The following is a 15233-nucleotide window of genomic DNA, read 5'->3' as shown; positions in this document are numbered from 1 at the left end:
CCAGCCCAAGTCTTTGGGCTGAAAGGAGTCTTCTCGACGCGCGGACGCGCGTCGGCTGGATTCCTGTGACAGGCACAGGAATGAGGGGCGGGGAGGCGACTACGTCCTCGGTTTCAAATTCTCCGGGTCGTAGAGCGGCTTGTAGCCGACGGCTGCCACTTCCACCGGGAAGTCCTCGTTGAAATAATTGACCGTCAGCTTGCGGCCGACCTGGGCATAGTCGTGCGGCAGATATGCAAGCGCGATGTTCTTGCCGATGGTCGGGCCATAGGCGACCGAGGTCGTGTAGGAGAGGCGGCCGAGTTCATCCACCAGCGTCTTGCCGGTGTCGGGGTCCATCACCGGCATGGAGCCGACCGGGTAGCGCTTGACGCCTGACGCATCGGTGTTGTCGGTCATGACGAGGGTGCAGAGCATCGCCGGCTGGTGGGGCCTAGCCTTGTATTCCAGATGCTTGGCCTTGCCGCGGAAATCGGCTTCCTTGACCTTGGGGCGGGCAAGGTCGGCCTCGATCAGGTTATACTGGGTAAGAAGATCACCGTTCTGCAGGCGCAGCGACTTTTCCATGCGCCGCGAGTTTGCATAGGTCTCGACGCCGAAGGCCATGACGCCCGTTGCACGCAGGGCATCCCATACGGCGAGGCCGTCCTCGTATTTCATATGCAGTTCCCAGCCCTGTTCGCCGACATAGGAAATGCGGAAGGCGGAGACCTTTTTGCCGGCGATCTCGATCGGCTTGATGGCGGCGAAGGCGAAATTCTCGACGTCGAGTCCGGCCGGGTCGGCGACAACCTTTTTCAGCGTATCGCGGGCATTCGGGCCCCAGATGCCGATGGTGATGAACTGTTCCGAGACGTCGGTGATCGTCACGTCGAGGCCTTTGTCCTCGGCGATGCGCTTCATGTAGTGGTAATCGCGCGGGCCGGCATCGGCGCCGTTGACGAGGCGGCCACGGTCTTCCATGCGGAAGACGGTGAAGTCGGCGCGCACCATGCCCTCGTCGTCGAGGAAGTGGGTGTAGATGCCCTTGCCGATATTGGCGTCCCCGCCGATCTTCGCGGCGCAGAGCCATTCGAGCAGCTCGACGTGGTCGGGACCCTCGATGTCGACCATGTGGAAATGCGATAGGTTGACGATGCCGCAATCCTCGCTCATCGCCAGATGTTCGGCATTGGAGACACGCCAGAAATGGCGGTTGTCCCATTCGTTCTCGCGCACCGGCACCTTGTCGGCGTATTTTTCGAGCAGATGTTCGTTGGCGGCATAGCCGTGGGCACGTTCCCAGCCGCCGAGTTCCATGAAGTAGCCGCCGAGTTCCTTTTCGCGCTCGTAGAAGGGCGAGCGCTTGGCGTTGCGGCCGGTCGCATAGGGCTCGCGCGGGTGGACAGCGGGGAAATAGATCTTCTGGGCCGCTTCATAGGTGCGGCCGTGGATGAATTCCTCGGTCAGCTGGTGCGGGTAGAAGCGGGAATAGTCGATCGAGTTGTGGTCGACTTCGGTGCGGCCATCGGTCATCCAGTCGGCGATCAGCTTGCCGTAGCCGGGGCCGTCCTTGACCCAGATGGCGACGCAATACCAGAGGCCGCGGACCTTCTGGCTTTCGCCGCAGGAAGGGCCGCCGGCGGCAGACACCTGTAAGAGGCCGTTGAAGGAATGGCCTTCATTGTAGCCGAGTTCGCCGAGGATCGGGGTCAGTTCCATCGCCTTTTCGAGTGGTTCAAGGATCTGCTCCATGTCGAGGTCGCGCTGAGACGGTGACAGGCGCGCCTCGTGCTTTTCGAGAATGTCACGCGGATGGCAGAGGCGCGGGTTTGCTGTCTCGTAATAGCCCCATTCGATCTGGCCGCCCTCGGTCGTGTTCGGGTCGCCGGTGTCGCGCATATAGGCGGAATTGCCCTGGTCGCGCAAAAGCGGGAAGCCGATCTCCTTGCCGGTGCCTTCGAACTCGTTATAGGGGCCGAAGAAGGTGAGCGGGTGATCGACCGGCATGACGGGCAGGTCCTCGCCGACCATTTCGGCGATCAGGCGGCCCCAGATGCCGGCGCAGACGATGACGTAATCGGCCATGATCGTGCCGCGATGGGTGACGACACCCTTGATGCGGCCGTTCTCGACGATCAGCGACTTCGCCGGCGTATTGCCGAAGACCTGCAGCTTGCCGGCCCTTTCGGCTGCATCGACGAGCTTGCCGGCGACGGTCTGCGAGCGGGGAATGACGAGGCCGGCATCGGGATCATACATGCCGCCCTGCACCTGATCCTCCTCGATCAGCGGGAATTTTTCCTTGATCTCGGCGGGCGAGACATAATGGGCGCGGGTGCCGAAAGCCTTGGCGGAGGTCAGCTTGCGCTTGATCTCTTCCATCCAGGCATCATCGCCGGTGCGGGCGACTTCAAGGCCGCCGATACGGGCGTAGTGGCCCATCTTCTCATAGAAATCGATCGAATACTGGGTGGTCCAGACCGACAGATAGTCGTGGCTCGTCGTGTAGCAGAAGTCCGAGGCATGGGCGGTCGAGCCGATATCGGTCGGGATACCGGACTTGTCGATGCCGACAATGTCGTCCCAGCCGCGCTCCACCAGATGGTGGGCGATCGAGGCGCCGACGATGCCGCCCAGACCGATGATGACCACTTTTGCCTTTGTTGGAAATTCTGCCATTGCCGTCTCCTGAATGTGGCCCAGAGATTAGCGACAGTTCTTGTCGCGGCCCAGTCGATATACGACACGGAAAGCCCTTTCCTCCGTCATCGCGATGATCTTGTCCCGCGGTCTCTTGGTCAGCGTGAAGCTTTTGTGACCAAAATGAAAAGCCGTTGGAAAGGCTTGTTACCAGCCTGACACAAGCCGGGACTAAGGAGGCTCGCAACAGCGTGCCGCCAAGCTTTGGTACGCGCCCCGAAAGACCGGAGAGCCGACCATGAAAGTCATCCAGATCACCGATACCCATTTCAGCCCGGAGAAGCCCCATTTCAACGGCAATTGGGAACCGCTCCTGACCTGGATCGAGGACCAGAAGGCCGACCTGATCATCCATACCGGCGATCTCTCCGTCGATGGTGCCGACAAGGACCACGACATCACCTTCTCGATGGACCTGATGCGGCAGGCCACTGCGCCGATGCTGATCATTCCCGGCAATCACGATGTCGGCCATCTGCCGGGTTCGCACCAGCCGGTCAATGCCGAGCGCCTGAAGCGCTGGCGCGATCTGACCGGCAGCGACCGTTTCATTGAGGATGCGAACGGCTGGCGTTTCGTTGGGCTCAACGCGCTTCTCGTCGGTCACGAGGACGAAGAAGAGGAAGCGCAGTTCGAATGGTTGCGGACCGCATTCGAGGAGCGCAACGGACGCCGGCTGGCGCTGTTTTCCCACAAGCCGCTGTTTGTCGATGATCCGGAAGAAGGCGACACGGGCTATTGGGGGTTTCGCCCCGCCCAGCGCCAGCGTTTCTTCGACCTGATGGCTGAGCATGACGTGCCGCTGTTTGCCAGCGGCCATCTGCACTGGGCCTGGAAGGGCAGGTTCAAGGACACCTCGATCGTCTGGGGTCCTTCGGCCGCCTTCATCATCGACACGTTGGAGCGCGAAATGCCGGGCGAGCGGCTGATCGGCGCCGTCGTGCATGAATTCGGCGACGAGGTTCAAAGCGAGATCGTCGCCGTGCCGGGCACGACCGCCCATTACATCGACGACGTCATCCACGAAGTCTATCCGGCCTCTGCCCCCAAGGGCGGCCCGGCGGCGAAGTCGCATCGCCGGGCGCAGGAGGAGGCCGCCGAATGAGCGCGCTCACTCTCAACAACATCCAGAAATCCTTCGGCGGCAACCAGATCCTCAAGGGTGTGAGCCTTGATGCAGAGCCGGGCGAGTTCATCGCGCTGGTCGGTCCGTCTGGCTGCGGCAAGAGTACGCTTCTGCGCATCCTCGCGGGTCTGGAAACCTCCGACAGCGGCGAGATCGTTATCGACGGGCGCGAAGTGAGCCAGGTTCAGGCGGCTGACCGCAATGTCGCGATGGTGTTCCAGTCCTATGCGCTCTATCCGCATCTGACGGCGGCGCAGAACATTGCCGTGCCGCTCGTCATGCGCCGGCTGACGCGGGCACAGCGCATTCCTTTCGTCGCACCGCTGATGCCGGGCCAGCGCAAGGCCGTTGCCGATATCCATCGCGACGTGCGCGAGATGGCGACTTCGCTCAAGATCGACCATCTTCTCGACCGCAAGCCCGGCCAGATGTCCGGTGGCCAGCGCCAGCGCGTGGCGCTTGCCCGTGCCATGGTGCGCCGCCCGGCAGTGTTCCTGATGGATGAGCCGCTGTCGAACCTCGATGCCAACCTGCGCGTCCATGCCCGCGGCGAGATCGTCGAACTGCACCGCCGCGCCGGTGTGCCGACCGTCTATGTCACCCATGACCAGGCGGAAGCTTTGTCGATGGCGGACCGGGTGGCGGTGATGATCGGCGGCTCGCTGCTGCAGCTTGCCCCGCCGCAGGTGATCTATGACGATCCGCAGCATATCGAAGTGGCGAAATTCGTCGGCCAGCCGCGCATCAACCTGATTGCCTCGCAGGTGGAAGACAATGGTATCGTGGCGCTCGGGACCGAGCGCTGCGTGCTGGCCGATCGCAATCTTGCGGCAAGCAGCCAGGTCACGCTCGGTATCCGGCCGGAATTTGTTCGGGTATCGCGCTCGGGCGACGTGGGGTTGCCCGCGCATGTCGAGCGGGTCGAGTTCCTCGGCTCGGAAATCATCGTCTATTGCCGTCTCGATGCGATCGGCGAGACGATGATCGCCAAGGTGACGCCGGCCGAAGGTGCAGGCCTTGTCTCCGGCGCACCGGTTCGCCTTTCGGCGGCCGCCCAGCATATTTTCGTCTTCGGTGCCGATGGTGCCCGGCTTGCCTCGGCGCCGCTGGCGGAAAATGCGATGAGGGAGGCGGCCCATGGCTGACATGGCCGCAACTTCGATCGATGCAGCACCGGTCATACCCAAGGCCCGGCAATCGGCCGCCGAACGCCACGAGGCGCGTGCCGGCATCATGCTGTCGCTGCCGGCCATCGTGCTGGTCTTCCTGTTCATCATCCTGCCGGTGGCGGCCGTGATCTTTCTCGGTTTCACCAATTTCGAGCTCGGCTATCCGGGCTTCGAATTCGTCGGCTTCGATAATTACAGCGAGCTGTTCTCCGACCGGACGTTCCAGAAGTCGCTGTGGAACACGACCGTCTATGCCGTGATCGTGACGCCGGTTTCGATCTTCATGGCGCTCGGTCTTGCCATGCTGATCGAGGCGGAAGGGATCGGCAAGTCGTTCTTCCGCACCGCCTATTTCCTGCCGGTCGCATCACTGCTCGTCGCCATGGCGACCGTGTGGCAATATCTCTTCCACCCGACGATCGGGCCGATCAATGCCATGCTCGCGATGATCGGCGTTACCGGGCCGAACTGGCTCGGCTCGGCCGGCATGGTTCTCTACAGCCTGTCGATCATCGGCGTCTGGCAGTCTGTCGGCTTCAACCTGGTGCTGTTCCTCGCCGGCCTTACCGCCATTCCGCGGGAGCTCTATTCGGCAGCCGAGATCGACGGGGCGAAATCCGCCTGGGACCGGTTCCGGCTGGTCACCTGGCCGATGCTCGGGCCGACGACGTTGTTCGTCACCACGATCAGCATCATCAATTCGGTCAAGGTGTTCGAGACGGTCAAGACGCTCACCGAAGGCGGCCCGAACAAGGCCTCGGAAGTGCTGCTCTACACGATCTACCAGGAAGGCTTCGTCTATCTGCGGGTCGGCTATGCCTCGGCAATGACCGTCGTCTTCCTCGCCATCCTCGTCGTGCTGATGTTCTTCCAGTACCGGGTGCAGGACAAGCAGGTGCATTACTCATGAGAGCGAACGCCTTCACCCCCGCCTTTTCGGTTGGCCGCGTCGTCCGGCTCGCCATCCTCGGCCTCGGCGCTCTCGTCTTCCTGGCGCCCTACATCTTCATGATCTCGACTGCCGGCAAGGGCCAGAGCGACATCTTCACCTCGTCGCTCAACCTCATCCCGCAGCACTGGTTCTATGCGGAGAATTTCGCCAAGGCCTGGTCGCGCGTGAATATGGCGATGCTCCTGTTCAACGGCGTGATCATCTGCGCGATGATCCTCGTCATCCAGGTCGTCATCGCCATCCCTTGCGCCTATGCCATGGCGAAGCTGAAGTTCCGTGCGGCGAAGGCGATGATGGTTCTCGTCATGCTCGGCCTTCTGGTGCCGATCCATGCGACGGCGCTGCCACTCTATGTCGGTTTCGATAGCGTCGGTGCGCTCAACAGCTATACGGCGCTGGTTGCGCCCTTCTCGATCTCGGTCTTCGGCATCTTCCTGTTCCTGCAGTTCTTCCGCGCCATGCCGGACGACCTGATTCATGCCGCCCGTCTCGACGGGATGAGCGAGATCGGCGTGATTGCCCGCGTCATCGTGCCGAATGCCTGGCCGGCGGTCACGGCGTTTTCGATCTTCTCGGTCGTCGCCCACTGGAACGACCTCTACTGGCCGCTGATCGTCGTCTCCGATCAGGCCTATGCCACCCCGCCGCTCGGCCTTCTCTACTTCCGCGCCGCCGAAGCCGGCGACGACTACGGCGCCCTGATGGCGGCAACCCTGATCATCACCTTCCCCCTCGTCGCCGCCTTTCTGGTCGCCCAGAAGCGCTTCGTCGAAGGGATCACCATGACCGGTCTCAAGGGCTGAAGCCCTTATCCCCGGTCGCCCATACCGCAAGCCTGAAACCCTACTTGTTCAACGCAGGAGCCATGCGATGAAGCATTTCACCAAGATCCTTGCCGCAGCGGGCGTCGCCCTTTCCGGCGCCATGACTGTAGCGCTGCCGGCCCATGCCGAAACGACGCTGACCGTGCATTACCCGATGCCGGGCTTCTTCAAGGACGTGATGGACACGATCTCGAAGAAGTTCATGGAAGAGAACCCGGATATCAAGATCCAGTTCGCCAATCCTTCTCCGACCTATGAAGAAGGCATCCAGACGATCATGCGCCAGGCCGGTACGGCAGAAATGCCGGATCTGACCTTCATCGCGCTCAACCGCCTGCGCATGGCGAGCGAACGCAATATCCCGGTCGACATGGGCCCGATGATTGCCAAGGACAAGGCTTCGATGGCCGAGCAGGGCTTCTCGGACACGATCCTGAAGCTCGCGCAGGTCGACGGCAAGCAGGTCGGCCTCGCTTTCGCGACCTCCAACCCGATCATGTATTACAATGCCGATCTGGTTAAAGCTGCCGGCGGCAATCCAGACCAGCCGCCGAAGACCTGGGACGAAGTCATCGCTCTCGGCGCCAAGATCAAGGCGCTCGGCAACGGCGTCGATTCCATCGACTTCCGCTGGCAGGGCGACGACTGGATGTTCTCCGCGCTGCTGTTCGGCGCCGGCGGCACGATGCTTTCGGAAGACGAAAGCAAGGTCACGTTCAACGGTCCGGAAGGCCAGAAGGCGATGAACATCATCGACCGCATGGTCAAGGAAGCCGGCATGCCGGTCTTCACCAAGGCTGCCGGCGAGCAGGCCTTCGTTGCCGGCAAGGTCGGCTTCACTTTCCAGACCACCGGGGCGCTTCGCAACACGATCAAGAATGTCGGCGGCAAGTTCGACCTGCGTACAGCTGAAATCCCGCTTCTCGACCCGGTCAACGGCAAGCTGCCGACCGGCGGCAATGCCGTCGTCATCCTGACCCATGATGCCGCCAAGCAGGAAGCCGCATGGAAGTTCGCCAAGTTCGCTGCCGGCCCTTACGGCGCCTCGGTCGTCGTTCCGGGCACCGGCTACGTTCCGAACAATGAACTGGCCGCCAAGTCGCCGGAATATCTCGGCAACTTCTACAAGGAAAATCCGCTGTTCCAGGCCGGCCTGAAGCAGATGCCGCGGATGATCCCGTGGTATGCCTTCCCGGGTTCCAACGGCGTTCGTGTCACCCAGACGATCGTCGACAACACCGCCCGCGTCGTCGAGCAGTCGGCCACGCCGAAGGAAGCCTTGGACGACGCCGCCAAGGAAGTGAAGCGCCTCTTGCCGCGCAGCTGAGTTCTCAGCCCCCCGCACATGACAGGCCGTCGGATCGAAAGGTCCGGCGGTTTTTTGTTTTGTTGTGAAGAAAGACCCTCTCTGGCCTGCCGGCCATCTCCCCCACAAGGGGGGAGAAGATCTGTGGCGGCCATCTGCCTCAATTGAGCCTCGGCGGTTTGGCTGGGTTAAGCCCTCCCCCTTGTGGGGAGGGTTGGGAGGGGACTTTTTAGGGCATATAAATTGCGCCCCGCTCAAACCGCCCGCACACTCCCGCCGCGCCGCAGCGTGTAAGCCATTTCCAGATGCCTTGGCGGGGCGGCGTTTTCGGCGATGTCGAGAAGCAGGGAGGCGGCGGCGGCGCCCATGCTGGCATCGGGCATTTCGATCGTCGTCAGCGGTGGGTCCATCATGCGGCCGAGCGATATGCCGTCGAAGCCGGCAACCGAAATGTCGCCCGGCACGGACAGGCCCTCGCGACGCAGGGCACCGATGACGCCGAAAGCCAGCAGATCGTTGGAGGCGATGATGGCTGTCGGCTTCCAGTCGGCGATTGCGGTCGACAGGTCGAGCATGTCGTAATCGCCGACAAAGGAGATCTGCATGGCGGGCAAGGGCTCGACGCCGGTTTGCGCCATCGCCTTGGCATAGCCGTCGTAACGCAGGCGGGCGCGGTCGGATGCGGCAAAGCTGCCGGACAGGAAGAGAATACGCTCGTGGCCGAGGTCGCGCAGATGGGTGGTCAGTTCGTGTCCGGCCCTGAAATTGTCGACCGTCACGGCGGACGGAAAATGTGCGGTCGGGCGGTTGTGCAAAAGCACCGTGGGCGGCAGGGGCAAATCTAGGATGCCGCTTTTTTCCGCCGCGCAGAGCGTCAGGATCAGCCCGGTGGGTCTTTCGTTGAGCAGGGCCGCCACGGCATCGAGTTCACGGGCGGGATCGTAGTTCGACTGGGCGATCAGCACGCCGTGGCCGGCCATCAGCATGCGGTTTTCGATGCTCGACAGCGAGGAGGAGAAGACGGGGTTTGTGATGCTAGGGATCAGGATGCCGACGACGAGCCTTCGGCCGGATTTGCCGCCGGAAACCGTATGGCGATAGCCGAGTTCGGCGGCGGCGCGGCGCACCTTTTTCAGCATCGCGTCGCTGACCGAGCCCTTGAGGGTCAGTGCCCGGCTTGCCGTCGCAAGCGAGCAGCCGGCGCGTTCCGCCACGTCCTGCAGCGTCGTCAAATCGTCGCCTCTCCGTCACATCCCGTGCCTGCTATAGCACAGGTTTGACGTGACTGTGACGCTTCTCGCAGCGCCCCGTCAGTGTCCTTCGTCGGGGATGTTGAGAAGATGGCCGCAGGCCTTGCAGTGAACGGCGTCCGTGTCATGCCGCTGCAGGCCGCATTCGGGGCAGGCGAAGCGGACCTTGTGCGGCCTGATGATCGTCTGGGCGAGGCGCACGAAGAGCGAGATGCCGATGATCATCGTGACGACGGAGGTCAGCTTGCCGAGCGTGCCAGGCAGGGTGATATCGCCGAAGCCGGTCGTAGTGATGGTGGCAACGGTGAAATAGAGCGCGTCGACAAATCCCTCGCCATTGCTGCGATCGTAGAAAAAGGTCGTGTAGACGAAGCCCGTCACCAGGAACAGGAAGACGAGGAAGTTCAGGCAGGCGCGCGTGACATCTTCAAGATGCAGGCAGCCGAAGCGGCGCATGATTTCCTTCAGAAGCGGGCTGCGGCCGATCGCCCAGATGCGCATCACCCTGAGGAAGGCGAAGTTGAACAGGATGTCGGGGAAGAGCAGCGTCCCGAGAATCACGAGGTCGACCCAGGTCATCGGTGTCTTGAGGAGTTTTCCGAAGGACGGCGCCGCCAATGCCCGCGCGACGAGTTCTGCTGCCACCCAGACTGCGATCGCATAGTCGATGATCAGGTAGGATGGCCCGTCGCGCAGATAGGGGCCGGCCAGGAAGAAGGCGAGGATGCAGATATCGACGATGGCGAGCAGCGCCTGCCAGCGCAGCGCCCAAGTGTCGCGGCCGGTGGCGACACGCCGGGCCGTATCTCTCAGCGCGTGGAGTTTCGGGCGGTGGCGATGTGACGTGCCTTGCGTGTCCATTCGGCGTAAATATTGGTCGCGTGCCAGAGGTCAAGCGCAACCAATCCGGCGATGGATCGAGTTTGATCTTGAAAAGCGGGTGGTTTGTCGTGCTTAATTCGCGCTGAGGGCACAGGCCGGGAGAAGCTGGTGCGCTCGGGGAGGCCGATTTTTTTACCTGACCGTTTTTCGGATTGAGTTTCCTATGGCCTATAAGACGACGATCGAGCAGACGGTATTTCGTTTCGACGACCTGAAGGCATTGCTGGCAAAGGCGACGCCGGAGCGGTCGGGCGACCAACTGGCGGGTATTGCGGCAGACGGCCCGGTCGAGCGGCTGGCGGCGCAGATGGCGTTGGCCGATCTGCCAATGAAAGCATTTTTGTCGGAAGAGCTGATTTCATCCGATGACGATGAGGTCTCGCGACTGATTGCCGAGCGGCACGATCCCGCGGCGTTTTCCGCGGTCTCGTCGATGACCGTCGGCGAATTCCGCGAATGGCTGCTCAGGCCCGAGACGACGCATGACCGTCTGGAGGCGATCACCTGGGGGCTGACGCCCGAGATGGTGGCGGCGGTCTCCAAGATCATGCGGCTGCAGGATATGATCGCGGTGTCGGCAAAGCGCCGGGTCGTCACCCGTTTCCGCAACACGATCGGGCTTGCTGGCCGGCTTTCCACCCGCAACCAGCCGAACCACCCGACCGATGACAGCCGGGGCATCATCGCATCCGCCATAGACGGCTTGCTGATGGGATCGGGCGATGCGGTGATCGGCGTCAATCCGGCGACCGACAGCACGGACGATTATATCCGCATCGTCTCGCTGCTGGACGAACTGCGCGAAAAGCTCGCCATCCCCACCCAGACCTGTTGTCTCGGCCATGTGACGACTGCGATCCAGGCGATCGAGCGCGGCGCGCCGGTCGACCTCGTCTTCCAGTCGGTGGCGGGGTCGGAAAAGGCCAATCGCGGTTTCGGCGTCGATCTGGCGCTGCTTAAGGAGGCGCATGAGGCGGGGCGGTCGCTCAGTCGCGGCATGCCGGGCTCCAATGTCATGTATTTCGAGACGGGGCAGGGGGCGGCCCTTTCCGCCGATGCGCATTTCGGCGTCGATCAGCAGACGATGGAGGCGCGCGCCTATGCGGTTGCCCGCGAGTTCGATCCGCTGCTGGTTAATACGGTGGTCGGCTTCATCGGGCCGGAATATCTGTTCAACGGCAAGCAGATCATCCGTGCCGGCATCGAGGACCATTTCTGCGGCAAGCTTCTCGGCCTGCCGATGGGGGTTGATGTCTGCTATACCAACCATGCGGATGCCGACCAGGAGGACATGGATACGCTCCTGACGCTGCTCTGTGCGGCGAATGTCAATTTCGTCATCACCGTGCCCGGCGCCGACGACATCATGCTGAACTATCAGTCGCTGTCGCATCACGATGCCGTCTATTGCCGCGAAACGCTGAAACGGCCGCCGGCACCGGAATTCGAGGCATGGCTGAAGGAGATCGGACTTACCGACCGCGACGGGGCGCTGGTCGGCGAGCCGGCGGCGCTTTCCAACTATGTGCGCAGCAGCGCCTTGATCGGGGCCTGAGATGGCAAAGACCATAGAACCGGCAGAGACCGAGGCATCGGCGGCAGAGCGCAGGCTCGATCTGCGGGACATGACCGATGCGCGGGTGGCGCTCGGACGTCATGGCGCGGGCCTGCCGACACGGGCGCAGCTCTCCTTCCTGCTCGACCATGCGAAGGCGCGCGAGGCGGTGTGGACGAGTGTCGACCGGGCATCGCTTGCCGACTGCCTCAACCGCCTCGGCTTTTCCGTCGCCAGGGTGGACAGCATGGCCGACAGCCGCAGTGTCTATGTGCGCCGCCCGGATCTTGGCCGCTTGCTCAATGCGGCGTCGACGGAAAGCCTGAAGGTGCTTGCTGCGGAGACATCCTGCGACATCGCCATCGTCGTGGCCGACGGGTTGTCGTCGAGTGCCGTGGATCTCAACGCCGTGCCGCTGATCGAGGCGCTGGTGCCGAAGCTGTCGGCGATCAACCTGCAGGTGGGGCCGATCGTGCTGGCGAGCCAGGCCCGCGTGGCGCTCGGCGATCCGGTGGGGGAGGCGCTTGGCGCAAAGCTTTCGATCGTGCTGGTGGGCGAACGCCCAGGTCTTTCAGCCGCCGACAGTCTCGGCGCCTATATCACCTATGGGCCGAAACCGGGAAATCCGGATTCCGGCCGCAACTGTATCTCGAATATCCGCGATGGCGGGCTGAAGATCGGCGAGGCGGCGGAGATCATTGCCGGCCTCGTGCGTGACATGGCGAGGACAAGGGTGAGCGGCGTGGCGCTCAAGGCTGCGGTGGCAAAGCTCGGGGCCAGCTGAGCAGGCCTAGCCATCAGGCAGTCAACGGCTCCGCCGTTTCCATCTCGTCGACATGGCTCGGCAGCCTTATCTCGACGATGGCGCCCTTGCCGTCGTCGCGATTCCGCAACGAGATATTGCCGCTATGGGCCATGGTGATGGAGCGACACATGGCGAGCCCCAGACCCATGCCGTTGACCTTGGTCGTGTTGAACGGCTTGAACAGCGTTTCCGGTGCCGTCATGCCAAGGCCGGCGCCGCTGTCGAGGAAGCGTATGGCAATGCCGTCCTTGTCCTGCCGGCTTTCGACCCTGAGACTGCGGCTGTCGTCCCTGACCGTTTCCATCGCATGGATGGCGTTGGTGATGATGTTGATGAAGGCCTGCTGCAGCAGGATCTTGTCGCCGCGGATGACGGCGGCCGGCGCGCCGAGCGAGAGCTGCAGCTCCACCCCTGCCGTCAGCAATTCCTTCTGCTTGAGTTGCGCTGCTTCGCCGAGCACGGCATCGACGGACAGTTTGGCGCTTTCCGACTTGGATTTGCCGAGCAGCATCCGGACGCGGCGAACGACCTGGGCGGCATGTTCGGTCGCTGCAGCGGCATCCTGAAGTGCTGCTCTCGCTTCTGAGATGTCGGGCGGCGTCCGGTCGAGCCAGCGCGTGCCGGCCTGGACGCAGGTCATGATCGCCGACAGCGGCTGGTTGACTTCATGGGCGATCGAGGCGGAAATCTCGCCGATCATGGCGGCGCGCGACGCCTGTTCCAGTTCCTGCCTGGAGGCTTCCAGCGCCTCCTGGAACTGATGACGCTCGGTCATGTCGACGATGCTTGCCTGTATGCGGTCGAGACCCGTTCCATCTTTCGGAAAGCTTATGGCAACCAGAATCGGGATGAGCCTGCCGTCGCGGCTTCGCACCGTGGTTTCGGACTGGAAGTCCCTCTGTCCCTCGAAAAGAGCGACAAGGAAATTGACGAAGCCGCCGTCCCGGTCGGGCAGGAAATCGTCGAGCGAGGTGAAGAATTCTTGCTTGGACGGAATACCCATCAGCGTCAGTGCCGTCTGGTTGACGTCGGTAATGCGGACAGACCGGCGCAAGTCGCAGGCGAGGCCGGGATGGTCTGCGAGATATTGGCGAAGGTCGGTGATGCCGCTCTCTCTGATCGACGTCAGTTCGGCCATGACATGGCGGAAGTCGTTTTCCCAGATCGCGATCGCCAGCGTTTCGAAGATCGTGCGATAGCGGTGTTCACTCTCCTTCAAGGCTGCCTCGTCGCCGACCCGTCTCAACAGCAGCAGCGTCGTGACAATATTGGCGGCGAGGCTGAACAGCAGACGCAGCGTCGCCTGTGTTTCCCAGTCATTCGCATGGGAGATGAGAAAGCTTATGACGGTAAAGGTTGCGCAGACTGCCGATGCGGTGCGAACGATGCGCTTGCTGCCGAGATCGCCGGCGAGCACGATGACCAGCACGTAAAGGACTGCAACCGCGCTGGCGAGCATGGTGAAGGTGTCGATGGTGAAGATGACAAGTGCCAGCGCCGCAGCGAGCGCCACGCGATAGCGCCTGTCTGGCCGGAGAAGTCCAGATTGGCCTTCCCGCCGTCGTATCCTTATCCCCGTCTCGCCCTGCAATTTCCCTTCCCCGTATATAATTGATTACCCGCAGACATCTTCCCGTCGTTGTGACAGACTATCGCAGAAAGCCGTGCTATTCTTCTCTGAAATTACCCTGGATTGTCTAAAAGTCAGCAGTCGGACCGTGCCGGTTGCCGATGAAATGCGAATACCGGCTGTCATACGGATGGAATTGTCCAAGCGGATGATGTGCCGGAGCGATATTGTCACATTGGTGGAACGCAAAGGCCGCAACGTCATTTTCCTGAGCGCCCTCGCGAGTGCGGGGCAGACGTCGGCGGCAGAAGGGGAGACGTGGCATGACGACAAAGCGTCAAGACGCAGACGATACGCTGCGCGATGGTCTCGAAAGCCTTCCGGAACCGCTCGACCTTGTGGTTGCCAGGGCGCCATTGCCGCGTGTCGAGACCGACGAAGACCTGGAAGAAGCGCTGGAGGAGACTTTTCCTGCAAGCGACCCGCCCTCGTCGCTCCGCACTGCATAATTTCAACCGATCTCTAGAAAGGATCCGACCCATGGAACAATCCGTCAAATCGCGCCGTTCGGCAGATCTCAAGACCCCGAGCGGTCTTGGCGCAGAAGCCACCAAGGATATTTCCGGTGGCGCCAACGCGCTCCTGGCTGACGTCTTCGCCCTTTATCTGAAGACCAAGAATTTCCACTGGCACATGTCCGGCGTCAATTTCCGTGACTTCCACCTGATGCTGGACGATCATGGCGACGAGCTTCTGGGCATGACCGATCCACTCGCCGAGCGCGTCCGCAAGATCGGCGGCAACACGCTGCGTTCGATCGGCGACATTTCCCGCAAGCAGCGCATCGAGGACAATGACGCCGATTTCGTCCATCCGCACGAGATGCTGGCGGAACTGCGCGAAGACAATTCGAGCCTGCTCGCCAGCATGCGTGAACTGCATAACGTCTGCGACGAACATGGCGATGTGGGCACCGCCAGCCTGCTCGAAAACTGGATCGACGAGACCGAAAAGCGCGTCTGGTTCCTGTTCGAAATCCTGCGCGACACCAACAAGTAATATTCTTGTTGCCGGCATCCGATTGCGGATGCCGGCTTTTCTTTGATATGTTT

13 protein-coding genes are annotated in these 15233 nt (G+C 62.1%); 9 read left to right on the top strand and 4 right to left on the bottom strand.

Translation table 11 applies throughout. The features are described 5' to 3' along the window. Positions 1–99: 99 nt before the first annotated feature. Entirely contained in the window at positions 100–2661 is a 2562-nt protein-coding gene (locus NCHU2750_RS15840; protein ID WP_119941389.1) for a GcvT family protein, read from the bottom strand. A gap of 259 nt (positions 2662–2920) precedes the next feature. Here NCHU2750_RS15840 and NCHU2750_RS15835 point away from each other — a divergent pair, with 259 nt between their 5' ends. The 5 genes from NCHU2750_RS15835 to NCHU2750_RS15815 all read left to right on the top strand — a co-directional run bounded on the left by NCHU2750_RS15835 (position 2921) and on the right by NCHU2750_RS15815 (position 8080). Next, positions 2921–3787 carry a metallophosphoesterase family protein gene (locus tag NCHU2750_RS15835; RefSeq protein ID WP_119941388.1) on the top strand — a complete coding sequence of 289 codons (867 nt, stop codon included), beginning with the start codon at positions 2921–2923 and terminating at the stop codon, positions 3785–3787. After that, positions 3784–4953, top strand: a complete 1170-nt coding sequence (locus NCHU2750_RS15830) for an ABC transporter ATP-binding protein (protein ID WP_119941387.1) — start codon at positions 3784–3786, stop codon at positions 4951–4953. The genes NCHU2750_RS15835 and NCHU2750_RS15830 overlap by 4 nt, the downstream gene beginning before the upstream one ends. A gap of 1 nt (position 4954) precedes the next feature. Beyond that, positions 4955–5887 (top strand): carbohydrate ABC transporter permease, encoded by a 933-nt coding sequence (locus tag NCHU2750_RS15825; protein WP_119941386.1) that lies wholly within the window; start codon positions 4955–4957, stop codon positions 5885–5887. Then, positions 5884–6732, top strand: a complete 849-nt coding sequence (locus tag NCHU2750_RS15820; protein WP_119941385.1) for a carbohydrate ABC transporter permease — start codon at positions 5884–5886, stop codon at positions 6730–6732. Before NCHU2750_RS15825 ends, NCHU2750_RS15820 begins: the two co-directional genes overlap by 4 nt. 67 nt (positions 6733–6799) lie before the next feature. After that, on the top strand, positions 6800–8080 hold the full coding sequence (locus NCHU2750_RS15815; RefSeq protein WP_119941384.1) for an ABC transporter substrate-binding protein: 1281 nt from the start codon (positions 6800–6802) through the stop codon (positions 8078–8080). A gap of 233 nt (positions 8081–8313) precedes the next feature. Here the strand turns inward: NCHU2750_RS15815 and NCHU2750_RS15810 are convergent, their stop codons facing one another. Then, entirely contained in the window at positions 8314–9291 is a 978-nt protein-coding gene (locus NCHU2750_RS15810) for a LacI family DNA-binding transcriptional regulator (protein ID WP_119941383.1), read from the bottom strand. A gap of 78 nt (positions 9292–9369) precedes the next feature. Next, positions 9370–10170, bottom strand: a complete 801-nt coding sequence (locus NCHU2750_RS15805; RefSeq protein WP_119941382.1) for a potassium channel family protein — start codon at positions 10168–10170, stop codon at positions 9370–9372. A gap of 184 nt (positions 10171–10354) precedes the next feature. Here NCHU2750_RS15805 and NCHU2750_RS15800 point away from each other — a divergent pair, with 184 nt between their 5' ends. Both NCHU2750_RS15800 and eutC read left to right on the top strand, forming a co-directional pair. Continuing rightward, positions 10355–11746 carry an ethanolamine ammonia-lyase subunit EutB gene (locus tag NCHU2750_RS15800; protein ID WP_119941381.1) on the top strand — a complete coding sequence of 464 codons (1392 nt, stop codon included), beginning with the start codon at positions 10355–10357 and terminating at the stop codon, positions 11744–11746. A gap of 1 nt (position 11747) precedes the next feature. Continuing rightward, entirely contained in the window at positions 11748–12530 is a 783-nt protein-coding gene (gene eutC, locus NCHU2750_RS15795; protein WP_119941380.1) for an ethanolamine ammonia-lyase subunit EutC, read from the top strand. 13 nt (positions 12531–12543) lie between these two features. On the opposite strand, the gene NCHU2750_RS15790 is transcribed toward eutC, so the two are convergent. Beyond that, positions 12544–14064 carry a PAS domain-containing sensor histidine kinase gene (locus tag NCHU2750_RS15790; protein WP_119941379.1) on the bottom strand — a complete coding sequence of 507 codons (1521 nt, stop codon included), beginning with the start codon at positions 14062–14064 and terminating at the stop codon, positions 12544–12546. Between the two features lie 380 nt (positions 14065–14444). Between NCHU2750_RS15790 and NCHU2750_RS15785 the strand changes: the two genes are divergently transcribed. Continuing rightward, positions 14445–14630 carry a hypothetical protein gene (locus tag NCHU2750_RS15785; protein WP_119941378.1) on the top strand — a complete coding sequence of 62 codons (186 nt, stop codon included), beginning with the start codon at positions 14445–14447 and terminating at the stop codon, positions 14628–14630. A gap of 31 nt (positions 14631–14661) precedes the next feature. Continuing rightward, positions 14662–15180: a Dps family protein gene (locus tag NCHU2750_RS15780; protein WP_119941377.1), complete on the top strand. Its 519-nt coding sequence runs from the start codon at positions 14662–14664 to the stop codon at positions 15178–15180. The last annotated feature ends 53 nt before the right edge of the window (positions 15181–15233 follow it).

The organism is Neorhizobium sp. NCHU2750, assembly GCF_003597675.1.
Lineage (GTDB): Bacteria > Pseudomonadota > Alphaproteobacteria > Rhizobiales > Rhizobiaceae > Neorhizobium.
Note: the sequence above shows the minus strand (reverse complement) of the source record. Positions and strands in the feature narration are given on the sequence as shown.

Coding starts and splice junctions, on each gene's coding strand:
- NCHU2750_RS15785 (WP_119941378.1), top strand. CDS start 14,445: ATGACGACAAAGCGTCAAGACGCAGACGATACGCTGCGCGATGGTCTC.
- NCHU2750_RS15780 (WP_119941377.1), top strand. CDS start 14,662: ATGGAACAATCCGTCAAATCGCGCCGTTCGGCAGATCTCAAGACCCCG.
- NCHU2750_RS15815 (WP_119941384.1), top strand. CDS start 6,800: ATGAAGCATTTCACCAAGATCCTTGCCGCAGCGGGCGTCGCCCTTTCC.
- NCHU2750_RS15825 (WP_119941386.1), top strand. CDS start 4,955: ATGGCCGCAACTTCGATCGATGCAGCACCGGTCATACCCAAGGCCCGG.
- NCHU2750_RS15800 (WP_119941381.1), top strand. CDS start 10,355: ATGGCCTATAAGACGACGATCGAGCAGACGGTATTTCGTTTCGACGAC.
- NCHU2750_RS15840 (WP_119941389.1), bottom strand. CDS start 2,661: ATGGCAGAATTTCCAACAAAGGCAAAAGTGGTCATCATCGGTCTGGGC.
- NCHU2750_RS15805 (WP_119941382.1), bottom strand. CDS start 10,170: ATGGACACGCAAGGCACGTCACATCGCCACCGCCCGAAACTCCACGCG.
- NCHU2750_RS15830 (WP_119941387.1), top strand. CDS start 3,784: ATGAGCGCGCTCACTCTCAACAACATCCAGAAATCCTTCGGCGGCAAC.
- eutC (WP_119941380.1), top strand. CDS start 11,748: ATGGCAAAGACCATAGAACCGGCAGAGACCGAGGCATCGGCGGCAGAG.
- NCHU2750_RS15820 (WP_119941385.1), top strand. CDS start 5,884: ATGAGAGCGAACGCCTTCACCCCCGCCTTTTCGGTTGGCCGCGTCGTC.
- NCHU2750_RS15835 (WP_119941388.1), top strand. CDS start 2,921: ATGAAAGTCATCCAGATCACCGATACCCATTTCAGCCCGGAGAAGCCC.